This is a genomic window from Candidatus Hydrogenedentota bacterium, from assembly GCA_019637335.1.
In the GTDB taxonomy this organism is placed as follows: Bacteria; Hydrogenedentota; Hydrogenedentia; order Hydrogenedentales; family JAEUWI01; genus JAEUWI01.
In genome coordinates this window covers 742475-764809 of record JAHBVV010000001.1, presented here as the reverse complement: position 1 = coordinate 764809, position 22335 = coordinate 742475, and the positions used below count along the sequence as shown (strand labels likewise).

Sequence of the window (22335 nt, the reverse complement as noted above, 5' to 3'; positions counted from 1 at the left end):
GCACACCCCAACAACCGAAATCATTCTCTATCCGTGTCATCAGTGCAATCCGTGGGCACAATTCTTAATCGCCGCTGCTCCCGATGCATTTGTGAGCATTGGTGTTCATTCGTGGTTAAGAATGCGCTCTCGATCATCCACCCAATTCATCCGCGTACAAGAATCACCCTATGCGCTCTTTGCGCTCTCTGCGGTCAAAACTTCGTCTCTCTTTCTCTTCATGACCTTCCTCTTCGTGATCTTCGCGCCCTTCGTGGTGATTATTTCTTCGGTTGCGGCCAGAGGCTGCGCTGTGTCATCCGTGTCATCCGTGGTCACAAATCCTGATCGCGGCCAGTGGCCGCTCGAGGCGCATTCGTGTGCATTGGTGTTCATTCGTGGTTAAAAAACGCGCCGTCACTCAACCACCCACACCATCCGCGTACAAGAAATCACCCTTTGCGCTCTTTGCGTTCTCTGCGGTCAAAACTTCGTCTCTCTTTCTCTTCGTGCCCTTCGTGCCCTTCGTGGTGATCATTTCCTGGGCTGCGGTAAATGCTCCCCCGCGTTCTTTGTGTTCCTTGCGCTCTTTGTGGGTCCAAATCCAATCCCCCGCCCGCCCTGACCGCACGCCGGGCCCAAAAAAAATCCCCAGCATTCCGGAAAGTGAAACGTCCCCGCGCTACCATGCAACACAGAAAGCCCCCGGACCGGGGCCAGAAGGGACCCAACACCATGGCCACCAGCGACTACCTCGACGCCGCGCACGCAATCCGCCTCGCCGCCGCGCAACCCCACCGCGCGCCGCGCAGAGCCCCTGGCGGGGTTCCCGGCCGCCTCAACCCGCCGCGGCCTGAGGGGCGCACCCCGGGCCCCGCCGTCGTCCGCCTCGCCGGCGCACCCCCCGCGCCCCCGGCCCGCCTCGCCACCCTCGCGATCATCACCGGCCTCGCCACGCTCGCCGGCATCCTCTTCGCCTGCCTGCCCCACCCCGGCGGGCCCCTCCCCGGACAGCGCCTCCCCCGCGACGGATGGGCCCTCTACTACCGCGCCCCCATCACCCACGAACAGGCCGACCGCGCCGGCGCCATCCTCGAAGACGCGATCCCCGGCCTCAACGAAGCCTGGCTGGCGCTCCACCCGGAGCAGATTGAAGTGGCGATCTTCGTCCAGACCCACGAGCAAGCCCGCACCGCCGCCAGCACAATCCCCACCCTCCAGCGGCAACTGGCCGACGCCCTCGGCGGGGGCCCCGCCATCATCACCATCCGAAAAGGCCACCCCGAACGCGCCCGCATGTGGTTGATGTAGCGCCGCGCCGCCCGCTGGCATCCCGCCCCGCCAATCCGCTACCCTTTCCCCCGGGAAGCCCCAAACGGCAAGCAGAAAAGGGGAGCTACATCCGTGCCCAGCCTGTCCTGGAACGAAATCCGGCACCGCGCCATCCAATTCGCCCATGAATACGCCGACGCCACCGACGAGCGCCGCGAGGCCCAGTCCTTCTGGAACGACTTCTTCGGCGTCTTCGGCATCAAGCGCCGACTCGTCGCCTCCTTCGAGGAGCCCGTAAAGAGCCTCAAGGACACCTGGCACTTCATCGACCTCTTCTGGAAGGGCAAGCTCCTCGCCGAGCACAAAAGCGCCGGACGCCCCCTCGACCGCGCCGGCTCCCAGGCCTTCAACTACATCCAGGAGCTCAAAAACCAGCGCCGCGACGACGAAATACCCCGCTATATCGTCCTCTCCGACTTCCAGCGCATCGTCCTGCACGATCTGGAGCCCGAGCCCGGCGAGCCCCCCTTCATCGAGTTCCCCCTCGAAGAGCTCCACCGCCACGTCAAGCACTTCGCCTTCCTCATCGGCCAGAAAACCCACCGCTTCGGCGAGGAGGACGAAGCCAACCTCCAGGCCGCCGCCCTCATGGCCGACCTGCACGACGCCGTCGCCGACGGCGGCTACCCCACCGAATTCCTCGAGCGCATGCTCGTCCGCCTCCTCTTCTGCCTCTTCGCCGACGACACCGGCATCTTCGAGACCGCCCAGTTCGACCTCTGGATACACAACCGCACCCGCGAGGACGGCTCCGACCTCGGCCCCCAGCTCAACCACCTCTTCGAAGTCCTCAACACGCCCCCCGAACGCCGCGGACGCCACCTCGAAGAGGACCTCGCCGCCTTCCCCTATATCAACGGACAGCTCTTCGCCGACCACCTCCCCACCGCCAGCTTCAGCCGCGACATGCGCAACCGCCTCGCCGCCGCATGCCGCTTCGACTGGTCCCGCATCTCCCCGGCCATCTTCGGCTCCCTCTTCCAGGGCATCATGGACAAAAAGGAGCGCCGCCAGATCGGCGCCCACTACACCTCCGAGCGCGACATCCTCAAGGTCATCCGCCCCCTCTTCCTCGACGCCCTCCGCGAGGAGTTCGGCCAGATCCAGAAGGACAGCCGCCCCGCCCACCGCAACAACCGCCTCGAAGCCTTCCAGCTCAAACTCCGCGCCCTCAAATTCCTCGACCCCGCCTGCGGCTGCGGCAACTTCCTCGTCATCGCCTACCGCGAACTCCGCCGCCTCGAGCTCGACGTGCTCAACGCCCGCCACCACTTCGACCGCCGCGAACAGGAATTCGAGTTCGGCGAAGTCTCCAAGCTCTCCCTCGTCGACGTCGACCAGTTCTACGGCATCGAAATCGGCGAATGGCCCGCCCGCATCGCCGAAACCGCCCTCTGGCTCACCGACCACCAGATGAACACCGAGCTCAGCCTCAGCACCGGAAACATGTTCCAGCGCATCCCCCTCGAAGCCACCCCGCACATCCAATGCGCCAACGCACTCCGCATGGACTGGAACGACCTGCTCCCGGCGGAGGAGTGCGCCTATGTGCTCGGCAATCCGCCGTTTATTGGCGCAAAATGGCAAACGACGGAACAACGAAGCGAACTAAAGCTAATCGCAGGCGATATCAAGAGTTCCGGCCTTCTGGATTACGTTACCTTGTGGTACTTCAAGGCGGCGCGGTATATCCAAAATACTGCTATTCGATGCGCCTTTGTATCCACCAATTCCATTACCCAAGGCGAGCAGGTGGGCGTATTCTGGAGTGAATTGCGCCGCTTGGGTATCAAGATTCATTTCGCGCATCGAACGTTCTCCTGGCAAAGCGAAGCAAAGGGAAAGGCCCACGTTCATGTGGTCATTATCGGCTTTGGCCTGCTAGACGTAGAGAACAAGGCCATTTACGACTACGAGAACCTTAAAGCCGAACCCAAGCGACAACCCGCCACAAATATCAACCCTTATCTTGTAGATGGGCCAGACGCGATCTTGCAAAGGCGAAGCACGCCAGTGTGCGACGTTCCCCGCATGGTTTCCGGCAACAAGCCCATCGATGACGGCAATTACCTGATGACGCCCGATGAAAAAACTGCCTTTCTTGCCAAAGAGCCGGAGGCGGCGCCCTATTTCAAGCAATGGCTGGGAGGACAGGAATTTCTCAATGGCATTGAGCGGTGGTGCTTATGGCTCGGCGATGCCTCGCCCGCTGCATTACGCAACCTGCCGGAATGCGGACGCATAATCGAGAAAGTGAAAGTGTTTCGCGCGGCAAGCAAGAGTGCGCCCACCCAGAAACTTGCTCAATCGCCCAGGCGATTTCACACAGAGTTTATCGCCACCCAACCTTATCTGGCGCTGCCGCAGGTGTCGTCCGAAAGACGCTTCTACATTCCCATCGCTTATCTTGACACCGATGTGATTTGCGGCGATAAACTCCGGCTGGTAGAGCACGCCACACCCTATCATTTTGGCGTATTGACCAGTGCCATGCACATGGCATGGATGCGGGCGGTATCCGGTAGACTGAAGAGCGACTACCAGTATTCCGTGGCCATCACCTACAACAACTTCCCCTGGCCCCCATCCCCGTCGGACGACCAGCGCGCCCGGGTCGAGGAATGCGCCCAGGGCGTCCTCGACGCCCGCCAGCCTCACCTCGACAACGGCGCCACCCTCGCCGACCTCTACGACCCCCTCTACATGCCCGCACCCCTCCTGAAAGCCCACCAAAACCTCGACCGCGCCGTAGATCGCTGCTACCGCAAAGAAAAGTTCGAGACCGAACGGGAACGGGTGGAGTTTTTGTTTGGGTTGTATGAGGAGATGGTGGCAAGCTCGTAGGCTGCCCGTCGAAAACGCTATTGTGGGGGCGTGTATTCCTGTTGTAACCCGGGGTTTTGAATTCGATACTTGAGCAAATTTAGAAAAGTTGAATTTCGCGATTCTGCATCTCTCAGCAATGTATCATACGTCATTACATACATATCAACAATAAATTTTTCATCCTTGTTAAACGGGTAGATATCCTGCGGCTTATAGAACATTGTCCCGAGTGAGTATAGCTCTTGGAAGTCGTTTTCCATCAATGAACGGCGAAATTCGTCATCGATCTCAGTTAAGCCGTAGAACCAAATACGATTAATCCTGTCGGGAAAGTACTCAAGAAGCCTCCGGGCCCGTTGGCGCAGCTGGCTCACAACCTCTTCCTTTTGAGCCAATGAAACCCCCAACTTCTTAAGTTCTATTAGAACAACATCCACTTTGGGGGATGTAGCGGGGTCGCCGGAAAACACTATGGTGAGATCGGGTCTGCCATCACTAGCCTCCACCTCAAGAGTTATCTCACTGAGCACCTTTTCCATGCTTTCATCACTAAGTATTGTCGAGTAGCTCATGTACTTATCATCAAACACCCATATGTTGTTGTTGTATATATCCGCCATAGCCCCATCGCGACGCAAAGTCTGACGCATAGGAACTATAAGGTTGTGAATATCTGATTCGGAATTCTCATGCGATATAGATTTAAGTCTGCGGATAATTTGGACTCGATGCAGGATGTACTCCGTAAGAACGCGCGCAGATATGTTGAGCGCTTTTTCGTACTGTTTTTCGTCCAGTTCAGTGCATTCAAGCACATCCTTCTGATCCAAAAAAAACTGGCGCTGGGCCTGCTCAATCGCATCTTCTCTCTGAATAATTCCAATGGTGTCGGTAGGAAAATACCCTGCCAAGTGTGGGAATTTTTCACGAATGTTCCTATCGATCTCCACGTTTCGTTCTTGAACTTCCGAAATGCTCTGATCGATTATACTTGCGACTTGTCGACGCAAAGCAGCCATAAGGGGCTTCTCCGGCAGGCGGGTCAGATCGATCGATTGCCTAGATGCGTCTGTACTAGAAAAAAGATTAGATGTAAACAGGAAGACGAGCTGATGCCCTTCAGGAATGCTAGTCAGCGGAACAAGGAGCTCTTTAATCGTGCGGCCATCGACGCAGAAAGCGGTTAGTACAGACTTGGGCGCTAGCTTGTCGTTGTCGATGCGATAATGTACCGTGATATTCTCAATTAGGTCAATACTATCGTCCTTAAAGTCGACTGCCGTTAGCTCGGGAACATCAGATAAGGTTAAGTTGCTCGTAGAATTGTAAAAATTGTGTTCTTGATTCGGAGTCTTCGTATCCAGGCGTATCTTGATGCTGAGTTCTTCTTTTCCTTGCTTCTTGTGAAAGAAGAGGGGGAAGAAATGTTCGAGCAGTCGTTCCCGAATCGTTGAAGGACGCAAGTAATCGTAACTCTTTATTCGTTCACCAAGAAATGACTCGCATTTTATAGTCGTACCGTTGGCAGACTCATTGCCTTCTAATGAGGTCGTCTTCTCCTCGCCTCCAAAATCTCTTGTAAAGTCAAATTCCCTTCGATTGCTTTTCCCAAACACACTTGATACGTGTACGTCGGAAAAATAAACCAACAGTACGAGTCGCCCTAGGCCTTTATGATCCTTGCTATCCGCATCCAACAGGTGCGAAAACTTACCGAAGTTACGGTCGGTAAACCCAACACCGTTATCTTTTATAGTAATGGACAGAGTTTCAGGTTTAGCAAAAGACTCTATATAGATATCTATGCTTACTTCGGTTGCGCCAGCGTCTATAGCGTTAGCAATTGTTTCGAAATAGATTTGCTCAAAACTGGGCGACGGATAGAAGTAGGCGATTGCTTTGTCAAGTTTTATTTTCATTGTTATTCCCCCATGTCCTAAGTTGACATCGCAAAGCAACAAGGAGTCAATCAGCCAGATACGGCGGAGCGTGAACGCCCCTTACAATGCAAAGGATAATCTGAAGCTTTCTGGCTTTGCAAGGGAGCGGCACGAAGGAGATGAGGTAAGTGCATACAGCAGATCAAGCAGCAATGGCCCTTTGGGGCTGCGATACCCTGGAATACAGTGCATGGGTTGGCGTGGGGTCGCATGGGCGCTTCATTCCTGCAACGTGAGGCATTGACTACAAGGGGATAGCGCACCGGGATGCAAATCCGCGGCAAACCTGACCGGTATTTCTACACCGCGTTTTCGACGCTACCCTGCCACGTAATTCACCGGCGGGTCATTGGGGTCGTTTTGGTCGTACCACTCGAAGTACTTCCGCGCGCCCTTAAGGCCTTCTTGGACGAGTTCCTTCTTCATGGCATCCGCGATGTCGAAGTCCGTGGTGCTTACGCCCAGCGTGTTGATGTAGATTGTGCGCTGCCAGTCATCGCTGTGCAAATGCTGGTTGTTCTGTACATTGAGTACTGAACGCACCAAGGCTGCGGAGTAGCCAAAGAAACTGTCGATTGTGCGGCGAACAGGCTCCGCGCCGTCGCGGAACATCGCAATCTCACGTCCTGTGTCGAGACGAAATCCGAGCGTTTCTTTATTATAGAGATAGGGGCTGCTGCCTGGTGGCAGGGTGCCGTTGGCCTTGGCGTAATATGCGGTATCCCTGCCGTGCGTCGGTATGACATTCGGCTGAATGTATTTTTCCCGGTCGAAGAGCTTGACCGGATAGTTGTCAAAAACGCCGCCATCCACATAGACATCGCCGCGCCCATTCCGGACGGCGGCGAAGAAGAGGGGTATCGACATGGAAATGCGCGTCGCGTCGGCCACCCGTTCTCGGGGCGTATGCTCCGCGGAGAAGACTTCGGCGTAACCTGTGCTGAGATTCGTCCCGACCAGGTACAGTAAGGGAAAGCCCTTTTTCTCCAGATCGTTGAATGTCGAATGCGGATTCCCGGTTTTCTCAGCGATGAGATTGCCAATCCAGTTGCGGAAATAGTCGCCGCGATACCATCCGTACTCATCAATTACCCGCTTTGAGTCGCGGACAATACCCCAAGAATCATCAAGAAAATTCCGAAACTGCATGCCCCAGAGGATATCCTGGATCTCCTTGCGGCTGTATTTCAGGGCAAGCAAGACGGCATTGATCGCGCCCGCCGAAGTACCCCCGACCCGTTCGATCTGCTTCAGGATCTTCCGCTTTTCCAACTCCTGAAGAACGCCAACATAGGCGATGCCCTTGACACCGCCACCTTCGAAGATTAGGTTCTTGAATGGGTAGGCCATTCGTTTCTCTCCAGTTATCCCCTGGTTTGGGCTACGACCTAAATGCGTCAATGGGACTCTGGCCCACGAACTTTCTCAACCTGACGTGCGACGCTCCGACCAACTCCCTGCGACAGCACGTAGCCACCAATTCCTCCAAGCAGAGTGCCTATCGTATTCTCCCCCAGAAGTCCAGATAGACCTAAGGCCATAATGCAGGATAAAAGTATCATAACAGTAACAAACTGAATCACCTGTCCGGACGCAACCCACTCCACCATTACTTGCTCGGGGAAGAGCCGAATTAGCGCAATCGCCGCGATGCTTAACCCGCCGATTGTAAGTATCATCAAGAAGAGATTTGAGCTTACGTTGTCTTTTGTTTGGACCTTTGCAATTTGTGAATTGAGTTTGGTTTTATACTCTTCTAGTTTCCCAAGTACCTCCCGCATTTTCTGAGCAGACTGCGTCCACTTTGCAGAGTAATCCCGTAGAAGTCTTGTCGCTGTATCGATAAAGTCGGATATTTCTCTTATGGAGTTAGAATTTGCCAACGACCGGACGGACTCTTCTTGTGCCTGGGAATCCTCCACCTCCGATTCCTGTAATTCGAAAGCCTCAGAAGATTGAAATTTAGAACGCAATACTTTAGGGTAGTCTTCCCGCTCTTCAAAATCATATTGCCACGCTGTGCGGTGAAGCTCCACCAAGAACTGATTTATATCACCAATCAACTCATTCTCTACTTCTTTTTCTCCCAACCGAATGGCTATCAGTCGGTCACTTAATTTAAGCCACTTAAGCCTGAACCCTTCAAACTTTCCAATCCCTTCTATGTAGGGATTGCCTCTTCTTAAGTTTCTCGATATCTCATCAATTCTTTCGCCGACCCATTCGCGCTCCTGATAGAGGGCATAGGTATCCTCCGGAATCGCAGCCGTTCTATCGCCAACATCTTTTTCCAGCCTTTGCCAGGAGTCATCGTCAAACTCGAGTGAACTTCGGAAGGGAAAAATCTGAGCACTCGTACTGAACACAATAACTTGTAGCGCTACAATACAAATTCGAATCATTAGATGGAATCCCATAGTCAGTTGTTTCAGCAATTGTGGAGTCGCCGCACTACGCCACCTCAACCCGATGCGGCATTCTTGGATCTAGGTCCAGCGCACCTTCCGGCTGCAGCCACAGTTCTGCTTCGGCAGCGCGACGTCGTACTAGTCCGCGCAAAGTCGTTTTCACGCCGTTCACGGTGGCATTGACCCAACGCCCCATCTCGATGGGAACTGCATCATACTGCCCACGATTGAGCTTTTTCCGTAACGTGCTGGCCTCCAGCGCGCCCGGCCCCACATTAAAGGTGAAGCTTGCCAGGGCGGCGAACTGGTTGTCACTAAGCGGGACATCAATAAGTCGCTGCACATCGGTGCCCGCAGAAGCCAAATCCGACTGAAGCAACGCCTCTGCCTCGGCACGTGTGATCGTCTGGCCTCGCGATACGCTGCGCGTATGGCCGTAACCGATCGTCCAGACACCGGCAGGACATCTGTACGAATTCTCGTAGAACCCCTCAAATTCCTTAACGAGTGCAACTCCTGCCGTATTCACCCGGCGCCGGAGTTGTTCCTCATGCAGCGGCCGCCCAATCGGAGTGGCCATGTCCGCGAGGAAGTCCAAAGGGGTGGATGTTTTTAACTTGTCAAGATGGTTCGTCGGATCCAAGAGATCCGACCGGCGATTGAAAGGCACACCTTGCGCATCACGTTTTGAGTGTGCCGAATCAACGCTCAAGGGACCGGTCGCGGAACCGCCATACATCTCCAGATGCAACATATCGCATGGCACACTAATCCCAACCAGATGACCTACCATCCCTATGCGCTGTCCCGCCCGTACGATGTCTCCCTCCCTGACGATACACGCTGGTCGTATTTCCCCATATCGCGCGACATAGTCGCCATGCTCCACCTCAATTGCAAAGGTGTGCGCGTAGAATGGATACGGCCCTCGAACCACGCGCCCGTCGGCCATGGCATGAACCCAAGTTCCGTGTTTGAGATACAGGTCACATCCGGCATGAGCGCGCTTTCCTCCCTCCCGCACGGCTCCGAAGGCCCGCCCGCCGGTCTTCCAACTTGACCGCGGAATGGCGGTGAATGGAAAGTACTCTTGCCCCGGTGGATTGGGATTGCCATCATTTGCGTTTCCGAGGGCAAGTTCAAGTTGACGATGTATCTCCCGAATTGTCTCTCCTTCCCGCCCGACAACGCCATCAACCGCGAGTTGGTTTACCCGCTGGAACGCTTCAATCGCCTGAATCGTTGCTGAATCATCATCCACTGCGCCAATCAACGCGTCGATCTTGCCTGGGTTGTACTGGGGGCGAGCTAGGAGCTCGGACAGTGTCGCCAGGTGATTCTGCAAGACAGCCACGTCTCGTGAAACGTTTTCGGCGCCTTTTTCGCTCCGTCCAACCGATCTATCGATACTTATGTGCATTCGACCAATATCTCCGAAGCTTTTTCCAATCAGAGTCCATTTTCACTGGATTTGGCTAAATATGTGCTAACATTCTTCATGGCGCGAAAGGCGTTCCGGCAAGGTAAGGCTGGAGGATGGCTTCGATGTTTGCACGGCGCTTTTCCCGTTCGGCGGCGCGGCGGGCGGCTTCCGCTTCCCGGCGCTTGACGGCTTCGGCGCCGAGTACCTGGAGTTCTTTGAGGGAGTCCAGGGCCTTGAGTTCCTTCTCCTTGGCCTCCAGGCCGAGTTCGGCGAGGGCGTCTGGCAGGCCGCCGGCGGTCAGGAAGGCCGCGAAGTCGCTGACGGCGACTTCGAGGGGATAGTCGACGACGGATTCGGCCATCTTCAGCCGCAGGATGCGCTCCTGTTCCAGCCGCTGCGCGTTCACGATGCGCACGATGACGGCCGTGGCATGCTCGTAGAAGACGCGCTTGTCAACGGATTCCTGCCCGCCCTTGACGAAGGTGGCAAAGGCCGACAGGGCGCGCGCGGTGGATTCGCTGCCGGTTACGGTACCGGCGGCGGTGGCGCCGAGCTGGGTCGTGTCCAGTAGTATGTTGGCGCCGGCACGACCGTAATGCAGGTAGTTGTTCTTCTCGTCGTGCACCCGGCGCGCGATCAGCATGAGCTCACCGATGATCTTGTTGCGTTCGATTCGCATGACTTCCAGGAGGGCGTGGGCGTTCTTGTTGCTCAGGGCGAGCTTGCGGGCCTCGTCTATGGCAACCTGAACTGCGTCCCGATCCCTTGCTTCCGCGGCAGCATCCATTTTCTCGACTTCTTCCGCCAGCGCCATGAGCGTGGTGCGTTCCTCACCGAGATGCCTCCCCCTTTCGGCAAAATATTTCGCACGCGCCTCGTGGATCTCTTTGCGCAGGACGGCGATTTCCTTGTCGGTTTCGACAAGGGACGCGGCAATGCGCTTCTGCGCCTTGGCATCGCCTGCGGTGGCGGTGCGTTGCACGAGAAGTTGTGCACGTCGGGCCTCGGCGGCCTCGATACGATCCTCGCGCCAGGCGACTTCTTCGTCGAGCTGCTTCGCCAGGAGCGACTCAATATCTGCCGCGAGCCGGACGCCCGAGTATTCAGGCGCACCGACCGGATACTTTTCGTTGTAATCTTCAATAAACTTCAGCCCACGTTCGCCGCAAGTCTTGGTGTACTTGTCTGTGAGCGCATCATTCCATTTGCCCGGGACGGGGCCGGACTGTACGACGGACTTGATGTGGCCAGTTCTGGTAACGCACCCCTGCGCCAGAAATACTGCCAGCACGACCAGCATTCCACTTCCTCTGAATGGGGAATTGCTCATTCTCGTTCCCTTGGGTCGATCAATCGCGCGGGCGAAGATGGTGCGCCAGATCACACCCGTCCCCGAGCCCGCCCGTCCCATGATTGGAGCAAGTCCGGGGCCAAATCCAACGGGGACGCGGAAAAAACCGCGTCATGGTGGAATTTCAAGCGCGCACTCTCGTACCGCGCTCACTCCCATCCGATTATGCAGCGTATTCCGGTGCACGCCCAGCATCCGCGCGGCCTGGCTGATGTTGCCGCCGCAGTGGTCGAGCACGCGGGCGATGTGCATGCGCTCGACCTCGCTCAACGTGGCGTTGAGCGAATAGTGAATAGTGAATGGTGAATAGTGAATTGATTTGTCGAGGTCGAGGTCGTCGGGCTGAATGGCTTCCCCCCGGCTCAACGCGGCGGCGCGTTCGATGGTGTTTTTGAGTTCGCGAACGTTGCCGGGCCAGGGGTGGTTTTGGAGTTTTTCGAGGGCTGCTTCGGTGCATGGTTTGGGGGCGGCGCCCAATTTTTGTGCATATTGGGTGCTGAAATAGTGTGCAAGGGCGGGGATGTCGCCGGGGCGCTGGCGAAGGGGGGGGAGGTTTATTTCGATGGCGGCGAGGCGGTGGTAGAGGTCGGGGCGGAAGGCGCCCTGGCGGATGGCGTGGTGGAGGTCTTTGTTGGTGGCGGCGAGGACGCGGACGTCGGCGCGGGATTCGCGCTCGGCGCCGACGGGGTGGAAGGCGCCTTTTTCGAGGACGCGGAGGAGCCGGGCCTGGTTTTCGGGGGAGAGGTCGCCGATTTCGTCGAGGAAGAGGGTCCCGCCGTGGGCGATGGCGAATTTTCCGCGCCGTTTGCGGTCGGCGCCGGTGAAGGCGCCTTTTTCATGGCCGAAGAGCTCGCTTTCGAAGAGGTGTTCGGGGATGGCGGCGGCGTTGACGGCGATGAAGGGGCCGCTGGCGCGGTTGGCGTGCTGGTGGAGCATTTCGGCGGCGAGTTCCTTGCCGGTTCCGGTTTCGCCAGTGATGAGGACGCCGAGGGGTGCGGGGGCGATGCGGCGGATGAGGTCGCGGACATCGCGCATGGCGGGGCTGTCGCCGAGGAGCGCGGATTCCGTTGCCCGTTGCCCGTTGACGGTTGACAGCGGGGGCGCGTTCCGCGGGAGGGGGCCGTGGGCGCGTGCGGCGTCGTGGACCGCGCGGGCGTAGCCGGCGGCCTCGTCGCGGGGGTCGGGCTCGGCGAGCGCCTCCTCCAGCAGGCGGTCGGCGGCCTCCGCGGGCGGTTCTGCGGCGCGGCGGGAGATGGTGAAGTCGGCCCCGCCGATGGAGATGGTGTCGCCCGGGCGGATGGCGGCGCGCTGCACGGGCCGCCCGTTGACGCGTACCTCGCCGGGGCCGCCGAGGTGTTGCAGGTGGACGTCCCCGCCGCGAATGTAGAGCTGGCAGAGGCGGGTTTGAGTTTCGGGGTCGTTGACGACGATATCGCGCGCGGCGCCGTGTCCGAGGACGACGGGGCCGGGCTCGATGTCCCAGTGAACGCCCCGGTGGCTGCGGCATATGGACGTGAGAATCCAGCCCACTGTGTTTTACCTCACCGGCCCCTCCCTGCTACCATCGCGCGCGCGGTAAAGGATGCGCGGCGCTCCGCCCATGGGTATGATAGTGGCTCGGGGCGGGTTTGTCCAGCGTTTTTTTCGGGCGGTACCAGCCCCCCCTCACCCCTTCCCGCGCCCGATCATCCCCTTCACCCCCCCGATCACCCGCGCGCCGAGCGGCATGCTGCCGATGGCGAGGAGGATGAGGTCGTCGATGTATCCAATCGGCCCGAGGAACGCTTCCGGGAGGAAGTCGATCGGCATGAGGAAGTAGCCGCCGGCGAGGAGCAGGACGATGCCCCCGGCGAGGGTGCTGAGCGTGTCGATGGCGGCGGCGACGGGCTGGGGGAGGTAGCTCTGTTCGAGGAGGCGCGTGGGGTAGACCTTGCCGGTGTCGCGGCTGTATTCGAGGAGCCCGGCGTCGGCGACGGCCTGGATTTCCTCGCGGACGTGGGGGGGAGGCGCGGCGCCGGGCTGGCCGTCGGCGAGGTAGAAGAGGACCTCGCGCTCGGTGAGTGGGCGCTGCCGCGCTTCGAGGAGGAGCTCCCGGAGCGCCGGCCGCATGCGCAGGCGCTCCTCCACCGCCCGCGGCAGGTAGAGCGTGTCGCGCCAGAGCAGCAGGAACCCGGCGAACCACAGCAGATACCCGGTGACGATGCCGGTGTCCCAGGGGTAGAAGCCGTAGAGCAGCGGCAGCGCGATGAAGAGCAGGAAGCCCTTGTACGACTGGTACGCGAACGAGATCAGCAGGATGAACCCGCACAGCAGATAAAGCGGGCTCGTTCCGATGCTCGCGAGGCCCTCGCCGGCGAAGCGCGCGAAGACCCCAAGCGCCGCCCCCTGCAGCGTCTGGTAGATCCGCGCCAGCGGCCAGTCCCCCTGGTTGCCCAGCACGTGCGTGAGCCCCATGAGCGCCGTGACAAACAGCACAAACGCCGATATCACCGCCGCCGGCTCGTGGAAGGACCCCAGGCGCGGCCGGATGAGGAAAATAAACGCCACGCTGATCAGCGTCAGGATCGTCGCCGGGACCAGGTGCGCATGGTGAATCCAGATGCCGTCCCGAAGGATGAGCTGCGCGATCGCCGCAATCATCAGGAGCCAGCCCGTCGCACACGTGACCCATTCATAGCGGTGTTCCGCCGCCACCGACGGGTGGGCCCGCGTCGCGCCGGGAAGGGCGAAGGTCTGCTCAGCCACCGGAATTCGTCCGCGTGGCGTCCGTCGCCGGGGGGGGGGTGCGCGGCGCGTTCGGCGCGGGGGCCACGTCATGCCCCTCGGCATACTGATTCTTGATCACGTCCCGCGCCATGGCCTCGAAATCGCCACCGTACTCCGCCATAATCTCCCGGCGGGCGCGGCGGACTTCCGCGACGATGGGGTCGTCAAACGGTATAATCTCGTCCGAGCAATTCGATGGGCGTGCAGATGGTTGGGAGTTCATAACCTTCTTCCGTAGCCAGGCGGGCCAGTCTGCGCTGGATAGCCGCATTGGCGATGTGTTTGCAGTTCCACGTAAGAACATATTCCACCGCGTGGCGCATCGCAACCGCCACGTGCGCCGCGTCCATTTCCGCGCGCTCTGATATTATACCACTCTCAATGATCCTCCGGGACAGCCGGAGGGTTTCCTCGTCAATTTCGAGCAAGGGCAACCCGGCGGCGCGTTCCAGCCGCGCGCGGGCCGCGTTTGGATTGCCGCGCCTCGCTTCGCGAAGGACAAAGCCGGATATACACACACGAAACCTGCTCGAATGCAGTTCCCACCATTCGTGGGTCAGCGCCTGATGTCCCGCCACGACAATGTCTCTTGACGGCCGCGCCGCAAGATAGCTCAGAAAGCTGGTCTCAAGATACACCCGCTGGGGGGTGTTCCCGGTTTCAGCCGCGGCGGTGCTCACGGAATATATTCCTTAATCTTATCGTTCCGCGCGAAGGATTCCTCCAGCGTCGTCAGCCGGATGCGGAGGTGCTGCTGGAGGATGCCGCACTGCACCGTGTCCGCGATAAGGTCGGCCTCCGTGTCGCCGTCAGGGTAGGTCTTGTCCGTAATGAGCGACCACGCCTTCGTGTACGCCGCGTGCGCGCTCCGGAGTTTGTCGTAATCGTTCCACCAGCTGTAGCCCTCCTCGTAAAGCTGGTCCCCGTGCGCCTTGAGCTGTTCCGCCGCCTTGATCTTGTCCTCCACCGTCATCGCCTGCCGCACGATCGTGGCCTCCGGCGCCGGCGCCGCGGGATCGGGCTCCAGATAGGCGAACACATTGATTACCAGCGCGATCGCCGCCAGCAGCAGCGGAGCCAGGTAACGCCGGCCCCCACCCGAAGTGGGGCGCTGGGGTTCGGGAATCGCCGGCCGCGGCGGAAGCGCGTCGCCCACCGCCGTCGTTGGATCCCGGGGTTGCAGTTCGTTCATGCGTGCCGCTCCTTGGTTCACCCCCGCATTGTAACGCCGCGCCATCCGGCGGACCAAGCGCCGCGCGCCCCGGATCGATCCCCCGGGCGCGCCGCGGGTTCCGCCGCCCCGCGTCAGCTATCGCGCGCCAGCATGGACACAAAAACGCGGAAAAAATCGCGGTCGATCTCGTCCCACATCTTGTCCTTCATAAACCCAAGCGCCAGGAACGTGTCCATTGCATCCTTGTAGGAGCGTTTCGTCGTCAGCGCGTCGAAAATATCCGCGATCGTGGTGATGCGCGCCCAGGGCGAGATCTCCTCCCCCGCGAGGCCATCGGGATAGCCCCGGCCATTCAGCTTCTCGTGGTGGTGCCGCGTCACGTCCAGCGCCAATTCACTCGCCTCGCCGTGGGCCCGCAGTATTTCGTAGCCGTGCGTGGGGTGCTGCTTCATCTGCTCCCACTGCGCATCCGTCAGCCCCCCCTTGGCGTTGACAATCCCCGCGTCGATGCGGCGCTTTCCGATATCGTGCAAGAGCGCCCCGTGCGCGAATTGGTCCATTTCGGCGGCGGGCATGCCCAGGCGGCCCGCCAGCGAAACCGAATACACAAACACGTTCACGCTGTGCGTATACGTGTAGTAGTCGTACGAAGTCAACTGCATCAGCTCGTGCAGCGCTTTCGGCTCCCGAAGGAGAAACTCCGCCATACTGCCGGACGCATGCCGGCTCATCTCCACCAGCGCCCCGGTATCCGGGCTGGACAGCGCCTCCTGCACCAGCGTCTGCGCCGACTCATACAGCAGCGTGGCCCGATCCCGCACGGGGACCGCCTGATCCGCCAGGTACGCCGGCAGGATCGTCTCGGTGTACTTCAACCACGCCCGCCGTTCCGAGCGGGGCACCAGCAACTCGTCCACCGCGTTCCGCACCAGGCGCTCACGGGCCTCCGGCGAGAAGGGAAGGCTCGCGTCGCGGTAGAGCACCGGCGGCGCGCCGCCCGCGCCCGGAAGGTACAGCGAAAAGCCCGTCACCAGGTCGTCGCGGAGCGATCCAATATTGACGGGAAAAAACGCGGTTGGGGCGCCGGGCGGCGTAGTCCGTGACATTATTCACCCATTTCTTCTTCGCCCGCTTCCGGCGGGGCGGCTTCCTCGACACGTTCATCAAACAACAATCGCATGATACCCTCGGCAATCGCATCCGCCGCCGCCGGGCGCGCAAGCCCCCGTGCGCGCTCGGCCATCCCCGCCAGCGCGCCGGGATCCGCCAGCATCCCGCGCACCTCCCGAAGCAGCGCGTCGCCCGTGCATAGTATATCCTCCAGCACCAGGCCAGCGCCCGCCTCCTCAAACGCCGCCGCGTTCTGCGCCTGGTGGTTGTCCGTGGCGTGCGGGTAGGGGACAAGCACGCACGGCCTGCCCAGCGCCGCCAGTTCCGCTGTCGTCGAGGCGCCCGCCCGCGCCACCACCACATCCGCCGCCACGCAGGCCAGCGCCATCTCCTCCAGATAAGGAAACAGCCGCACCGCGCTCGAATCCGAGCCGACACGTTTCCGGATATCGTCGTAGTCGTTCTTCCCCGCCGCCCAAAGCAACTGGATGCCGGCCTCCCGCCACGCGTCCAGCCGCTCCTCCACCGCCTGGTTGATCGTCCGGGCGCCCTGGCTTCCCCCAAACACCAGCGCCACCGGGCGGTCCGGGTCGAGCCCAAAGTGCGCCAGCGCCGCCGCGCGCTCGGGAGGCGCAACAAACTCCGGGCGCACCGGATTGCCCACCACCTCCGCCCGGTCCCGTGGGAATTCGCCCAGCGTGTCCGGAAAGCTCAGGTAGATCCGCGCCGCCCGTGGCGCCAGCATCTGGTTCGCCATGCCCAGGCGGCGGTTCTGCTCGTGGATCACCGTAGGTATGCCCAGGCGCTGCGCGGCCAGCATCAGCGGCAGCGATACATAACCGCCCACGCCAAAAACCGCCTGCGGCCGAAACGCGCGCAGCAGTAGAAACGCGCGTACGAGGCCCGCGCACAGGATCGCGGCCACGCCAATCTTCTTCAAGCGGCCCCGGCGAGGCCACCCCGCCATCGGAACGCTCCGGAACGGAATACCCCGCTGCCGGCACTGGCGCTCCTCGATTTTACCCGAACACCCCACCCACTGGACGCGCAGCCGGGAATCGCGGCGGCTCAATTCGTCGTAAACGGCCAGCGCGGGGGAGGTGTGGCCGCCGGTCCCCCCGCCGGTTATCATGATTCGCATGTGGAACACGCCCCTGTGGTTTAGGAAACCAGTCACTAGTGTCCGGTTTAGAAGTTGAATAGCAATTTAACCACGAATGGACACGAATTCACACGAATAAGCAACTGAGATTCAGTACATGGAGCAGGCCTTTACCCAGGCCCGCAACCAGGCATCCAGGCAGCGAGAAACCTGATTGGCCGCGGAGAACATAGATCAACCCTTTCGCCCCAACGAAGGGGTCTTCTCAAAGTTTCGCGCGGATCCGCACAGATTGATCAGAACTGCCCCACCTCCTTTAACCAGGAGAGCTCCTATTTCGAATACTCCATCTCACCTGTGTGCCGGTACCGGCTGCCGGTCCCTACTTCGTATTCGTGGCGATCTGTGCAAATCTGTGGGAAGATTCTCCGCTTCATAGGCTCAAAGGGTAAAAGGCGGACCTGTTACCGTTCCATTTGAGTCTTCGAACCGGGTCAATAGTCTCTCTTATTCGTGTGAATTCGTGTTCATTCGTGGTTGAAAATCTTCTTTGCTTCAGACGGCTAAACCGTTACGAAAATCAGAATACGTACCCGCCCGCCGCCATTGCAACCGCTTACGCCGCCGACCGTTTGCGTTTCGCCGGGGCATGCCCCTGCAGCCCCACATTCGCCAGCACCCCCGCGAGCCCCAGAAAGACGATCAGCGCCGTGCCGCCATAGCTCACATAAGGCAGCGGCAAGCCCTTCGTGGGGACGAGGCCCGTGGTCACGCTCATGATTATCGTCGCCTGCATCGCGATCAGAGCCGTAATCCCCGTGGCCAGCAGCGCCCCGAACAGGTCGCGCGCGTTCAGCGCGATCCGGTAGCCGCTGAAAAGCAGCGCCGCGAACAGCCCCACCACGATCAGCGTGCCCGCCAGCCCGAACTCCTCGCCCAGAAGCGCGAAGATGAAGTCCGTGTGCGATTCGGGCAAGTAACCCAGCTTTTGCTCGCTCGCGCCCGCCCCCTTACCCAGCAGGCCGCCCTGCGCAAACGCGGAGTAGGACTGGATCAGGTTGAAGCCTGTGCCCAGCGGATCATGCCACGGATTCCGGAAGGCCAGCAGGCGATCCATGCGGTGGGGGCTGGTCAGGATAAGCGCCACAAACGCCACCGCCAGCGGCGCGCAGCTCGCCAGCAGGTAGCGCACCGATACCCCCGCCACCGCCATCATGACGCCCGCAACGCCCACCATCAGCACCGGAATCCCCAGGTCGCGCTGCGCCAGCACAAGGCCGGCGAAAAACAGCGCGATAAACGCCGGCGGAAGAAAGCCCGAGAAGAACTTGTGCAGGTTGTCGCGGTTGTCCGTCAGCTTCACCGCAAGCAGCAGGATCAGCGCGAACTTGGCCAGCTCCGATGGCTGCAACTGCATGCCGGGGATACGGATCCAGCGTTGCGCGCCCTTCACCTCCGTGCCGGCCACAAGTACGAGGATGAGCAATCCGATAGTCGTCAGGACGATGCCGCGGAAGATAAACCCATCCTTCAAACGGTGGTAGTCAAAGCGCGCCGCGACGAACATCGCCGCCAGGCCGATGCCCAGCGCCGCGAACTGCCGCGTGATCATCGCGCCGCCGCTTTCCTTGTAGCCCATCGCGCTGAAGACCATCAGCGTTCCCACCAGCGTTAGCGCCATAACCAGCGTAATGACCGCCGTCGTTTCCTTCTTCATGATAGGCATTCCTCCTCGGTGAGCGCGCCCACCAGGGCCTTGAAGTGCGCGCCGCGCTCCTCAAAATTCGCGTACTGATCAAAACTCGCGCAACCCGGCGACAGCAGCACCGTTCCGCCCGGCGGGGTCCGGGCTATCGCCTCGGCAACCGCCGCCGCCATATCGCGGACCACCGTCACCGGCGCCGCCTCGGAAAGCGCTCGCGCAAGCACCGGCCCGTCCTCGCCCAGCGCCACGAGATGGCGCACCCGCGCGCGCACCAGCGGCGCGAGCGGCGTGTAGCTGCTGCCCTTCCCCTGGCCGCCCGCGATCAGCGTCACCGGCTGCTCGAAGGCTTCCAGCGCCACGCGAAGGCTGTCCACATTCGTCGATTTCGAATCATTGTAAAAGGCGATCCCGCCGCGCGATCCCGCAAACTCCAGCCGGTGCGCCACGCCGCGGAACGATTCCAGCGCGCGGATACTGTCCGGTATCGAAAGGCCCGCCCCGTGCAATACCGCCAGCGCCGCCAGCGCGTTCTCCAGGTTGTGCCGGCCCGGAAGCGGGCAGCGCATCGGGATGGACTGCCCATCCACAACCAGCCCCGCGCCATCCCATCCCAGCCCTGTCTCCGGGACGGCTTCCAACTGGAAGTGAATGTGGCGCACGCCCTCGGGAACCGCCATCGTGCGAACCCGCGGATCGTCGCCATTGAGCACGGCCACGTCTTTGCCCGGCTGCTGGTTCAAGAAAAGGCGCGCCTTCGCCGCCGCATACCCATCCAGATCGCCGTGCCGGCCCAGATGATCCGGCGTCAGATTGAGCACCGCCCCCACATACGGGCGAAAAGTTTCAATCGTCTCGAGCTGGTAGCTGCTGACCTCCAGGACGAAATAATCCGGCGACGGATCCGCCAGCACCGCGCTGGAGAACGCCGTATGGTTGTTGCCCGCCAGCGCCGCGCGATATCCGATCTCCACCAGGATGTGACGCAGCATCTCCGTCACCGTCGTCTTCCCGTTCGTGCCCGTCACCGCAAGCAGCGGCGCGCGCGCAAACCGGCTCGCCAGCTCCAACTCGCCCAGCACCGGCACGCCGCGTTTCCGAAGGGCCTGAACCGGCGCGATGGACGGCGGGACCCCCGGGCTCAGCACCACAAGTCCGGCCGCGTCCCACGCGCGATCCGTATGGCCGCCCGTCTCGAAGGGCACGCCCAGTTCCTCCAGTTCGGCGCGCCACGGAGCCTGCGGCGGGGTGTCCGCGCTGTCGGTAACAAAAGGGCGCGCCCCGACAGCCCGCAGCAGCGCGGCGGCGGCCGCCGCGGAACGGCCCAGCCCCACTATCGTTACCGGTACGCCTTGGAGGTCCATACGCAACTCTTATCCGTTACCTTTTTGTCTTTTACCCCGCAACAATTCCCGACGCCACCAGATTCACCAGTGCTTCGGCATTCAGTACAATCAATCAAACAGGAGGTTATAGCCATCCCTGCCTGACCCGCAATCACCCGCGCGCGATCCGGTTCCCTCGCTTTTCGGCATTCAGCGCCGTCTGGCAACGCCCGCCAACGTGGCTTAGCCTTCCAGGCTGAGACAGCGCGAGCGGCGCCTTCGAACCGTCCACTGACGCCACGAACACAATCGCAAGATCCCGGGGCGAATCAATCATCTCTTCATTCGTGTGAATTCACGTCCATTCGCCGTTCAACTCTTTCAACATGCCGCCCAAAGCGGCCCGGCGTCCTCAACGGAACTTCAGCGTAGCGAGACTCAGCAGCGAAAACATAAACGCAAGAATCCAGAACCGGATCGTGACTTTCGTCTCCGTCCAGCCAAGCAGTTCAAAATGGTGGTGCAGCGGAGCCATGCGGAATACGCGCTTGCCCGTCAGCTTGAACGACGCCACTTGGATCACCACGCTCCCGGCCTCCATGACAAAGAGGCCCGCGACAATGGGCAGCAGCAACTCCTGCTTGGTCAAGATGGCCATCGTGCCAATCGCCCCGCCGAGCGCCAGTGATCCCGTGTCCCCCATGAAGACCTCCGCCGGGTGCGCGTTGAACCAAAGGAAACCCAGCCCCGTACCCAGCAGCGCCGCGCCAAACACGAACAGCTCGCTCGCCTCCGGTATGTACGTGAGATACAGGTAATACGACCAGTCCGCCCGGCTCACCACGTACGCGATCGCCGCAAACGTGAAGATCGAAAAAATCGACGCGCCCGCCGCCAGCCCGTCCAGCCCGTCCGTCAGGTTAACCGCGTTGGAGACGCTCACAATAATGAATATCACGAAGACGACGTAAAGAAAGCCAAGCGGAATAAACACATCCTTCAAACCGGGCACACCCACCCGCGTATGGATGTTTGGAATGCTCTGCGCCACGACGCCCGGCATCGCCGCCTCCAGCACAAGCCGGTTATACCGGACCTGGTCGCGGTTGCTCAGCGCTTCGAAGTCTTCGTCCGCGTAGGATGCCAGCTCCGCATTCGGCCGCGCCTGCTTCAATGGAAAATCCGCCGCCCAGTGACCCTGCGCCAGCGCGGTGTTGATCGCCGTCAGCACCGGAATACGGTAATCCACCGGAACAAACCCCTCGCTGTCCGCGATACGCAACACGGAACGCAATTCGGGGTTGAGGGCCTGCCATACACGCCCGCACGGGGTGCTGGCCGGGTCGTCCGCGCAATCCACCAGCACCGCCGCCAGGGCTTTCCAGTCACGGATATCGCGCGGATCCATCCATGTGCCGCTTGTGGTTATCGGCGCGAAGTAGAGGTACAGACCCAGCAGGCTGCCCGTGAGAATCTGTCCCGCAAATTTCGCGCGCGCGCTCAGCCCGTCGTTGTGCTTGCGCCGCAACTTGATGAAGTCGTCGACGAAACCCACCGCCCCGAGCAACACAAACACGCCCAGCGCCACCCAGAGCAGGCGGTTGGTCAGCGTGCTCCACAACAGCAGCGAAAGCACCGCCGACAGGAGCATGATCGCGCCGCCCATGGTCGGCGTGCCCGCCTTGCCCTTGTGCAGCGCGTGCAGGTCCGCCACGTGGTCCTTCTTGATGATCTGGCCCACTTTCAGGGAGTGCAGGAGCCGGATCAGATACGGGCCCACCAGCAGGCAGAAGAGAAAGCCCGTGATCGCGGCGCCGCCCGCCCGAACCGTGTGGTAGCGGAACACGTCAAAACCGCTGAAATAGGGGATAAGGGCCTGGGTCAGGTGATAAAGCAT

17 protein-coding genes are annotated in these 22335 nt (G+C 60.4%); 2 read left to right on the top strand and 15 right to left on the bottom strand.

Going from position 1 to position 22335, the window contains the following annotated elements; all coding sequences use genetic code 11:
• Positions 1 to 666: 666 nt before the first annotated feature.
• The gene (locus KF886_02795) at positions 667 to 1290 is read left to right on the top strand and encodes a hypothetical protein (protein MBX3176264.1); all 624 of its coding nucleotides are present in this window, start codon (positions 667 to 669) and stop codon (positions 1288 to 1290) included.
• Positions 1291 to 1383: 93 nt separating this feature from the next.
• Positions 1384 to 4155 (top strand): class I SAM-dependent DNA methyltransferase, encoded by a 2772-nt coding sequence (locus KF886_02790; protein MBX3176263.1) that lies wholly within the window; start codon positions 1384 to 1386, stop codon positions 4153 to 4155.
• Between the two features lie 17 nt (positions 4156 to 4172).
• Here the strand turns inward: KF886_02790 and KF886_02785 are convergent, their stop codons facing one another.
• From KF886_02785 to mraY, 15 genes are all read right to left on the bottom strand, one after another.
• Positions 4173 to 6056, bottom strand: coding sequence for a sensor histidine kinase (locus tag KF886_02785; GenBank protein MBX3176262.1), 1884 nt, complete (start codon positions 6054 to 6056; stop codon positions 4173 to 4175).
• A 339-nt stretch (positions 6057 to 6395) separates the two neighbouring features.
• Positions 6396 to 7427: a patatin-like phospholipase family protein gene (locus tag KF886_02780; protein ID MBX3176261.1), complete on the bottom strand. Its 1032-nt coding sequence runs from the start codon at positions 7425 to 7427 to the stop codon at positions 6396 to 6398.
• Between the two features lie 47 nt (positions 7428 to 7474).
• Positions 7475 to 8479 (bottom strand): hypothetical protein, encoded by a 1005-nt coding sequence (locus KF886_02775; GenBank protein ID MBX3176260.1) that lies wholly within the window; start codon positions 8477 to 8479, stop codon positions 7475 to 7477.
• A gap of 49 nt (positions 8480 to 8528) precedes the next feature.
• Positions 8529 to 9905, bottom strand: a complete 1377-nt coding sequence (locus tag KF886_02770; GenBank protein ID MBX3176259.1) for a glycoside hydrolase family protein — start codon at positions 9903 to 9905, stop codon at positions 8529 to 8531.
• A 76-nt stretch (positions 9906 to 9981) separates the two neighbouring features.
• Positions 9982 to 11208 carry a hypothetical protein gene (locus tag KF886_02765; protein MBX3176258.1) on the bottom strand — a complete coding sequence of 409 codons (1227 nt, stop codon included), beginning with the start codon at positions 11206 to 11208 and terminating at the stop codon, positions 9982 to 9984.
• A gap of 162 nt (positions 11209 to 11370) precedes the next feature.
• Positions 11371 to 12789, bottom strand: a complete 1419-nt coding sequence (locus tag KF886_02760; GenBank protein MBX3176257.1) for a sigma 54-dependent Fis family transcriptional regulator — start codon at positions 12787 to 12789, stop codon at positions 11371 to 11373.
• A gap of 135 nt (positions 12790 to 12924) precedes the next feature.
• Positions 12925 to 13368, bottom strand: coding sequence for a DUF1232 domain-containing protein (locus KF886_02755; GenBank protein ID MBX3176256.1), 444 nt, complete (start codon positions 13366 to 13368; stop codon positions 12925 to 12927).
• 628 nt (positions 13369 to 13996) lie between these two features.
• Positions 13997 to 14146, bottom strand: a complete 150-nt coding sequence (locus KF886_02750; GenBank protein MBX3176255.1) for a hypothetical protein — start codon at positions 14144 to 14146, stop codon at positions 13997 to 13999.
• A gap of 43 nt (positions 14147 to 14189) precedes the next feature.
• Entirely contained in the window at positions 14190 to 14663 is a 474-nt protein-coding gene (locus tag KF886_02745; protein MBX3176254.1) for a type II toxin-antitoxin system VapC family toxin, read from the bottom strand.
• A gap of 38 nt (positions 14664 to 14701) precedes the next feature.
• Positions 14702 to 15217, bottom strand: coding sequence for a hypothetical protein (locus KF886_02740; GenBank protein ID MBX3176253.1), 516 nt, complete (start codon positions 15215 to 15217; stop codon positions 14702 to 14704).
• Between the two features lie 113 nt (positions 15218 to 15330).
• Entirely contained in the window at positions 15331 to 16305 is a 975-nt protein-coding gene (locus KF886_02735) for an HD domain-containing protein (protein ID MBX3176252.1), read from the bottom strand.
• Positions 16305 to 17450 (bottom strand): undecaprenyldiphospho-muramoylpentapeptide beta-N-acetylglucosaminyltransferase, encoded by a 1146-nt coding sequence (gene murG, locus KF886_02730; GenBank protein ID MBX3176251.1) that lies wholly within the window; start codon positions 17448 to 17450, stop codon positions 16305 to 16307. The genes KF886_02735 and murG overlap by 1 nt, the downstream gene beginning before the upstream one ends.
• Before the next feature lie 577 nt (positions 17451 to 18027).
• Positions 18028 to 19128, bottom strand: a complete 1101-nt coding sequence (locus tag KF886_02725) for a cell division protein FtsW (GenBank protein MBX3176250.1) — start codon at positions 19126 to 19128, stop codon at positions 18028 to 18030.
• Positions 19125 to 20477, bottom strand: coding sequence for a UDP-N-acetylmuramoyl-L-alanine--D-glutamate ligase (murD, locus tag KF886_02720; GenBank protein MBX3176249.1), 1353 nt, complete (start codon positions 20475 to 20477; stop codon positions 19125 to 19127). Before murD ends, KF886_02725 begins: the two co-directional genes overlap by 4 nt.
• A gap of 373 nt (positions 20478 to 20850) precedes the next feature.
• On the bottom strand, positions 20851 to 22335 hold the full coding sequence (mraY, locus tag KF886_02715) for a phospho-N-acetylmuramoyl-pentapeptide-transferase (protein ID MBX3176248.1): 1485 nt from the start codon (positions 22333 to 22335) through the stop codon (positions 20851 to 20853).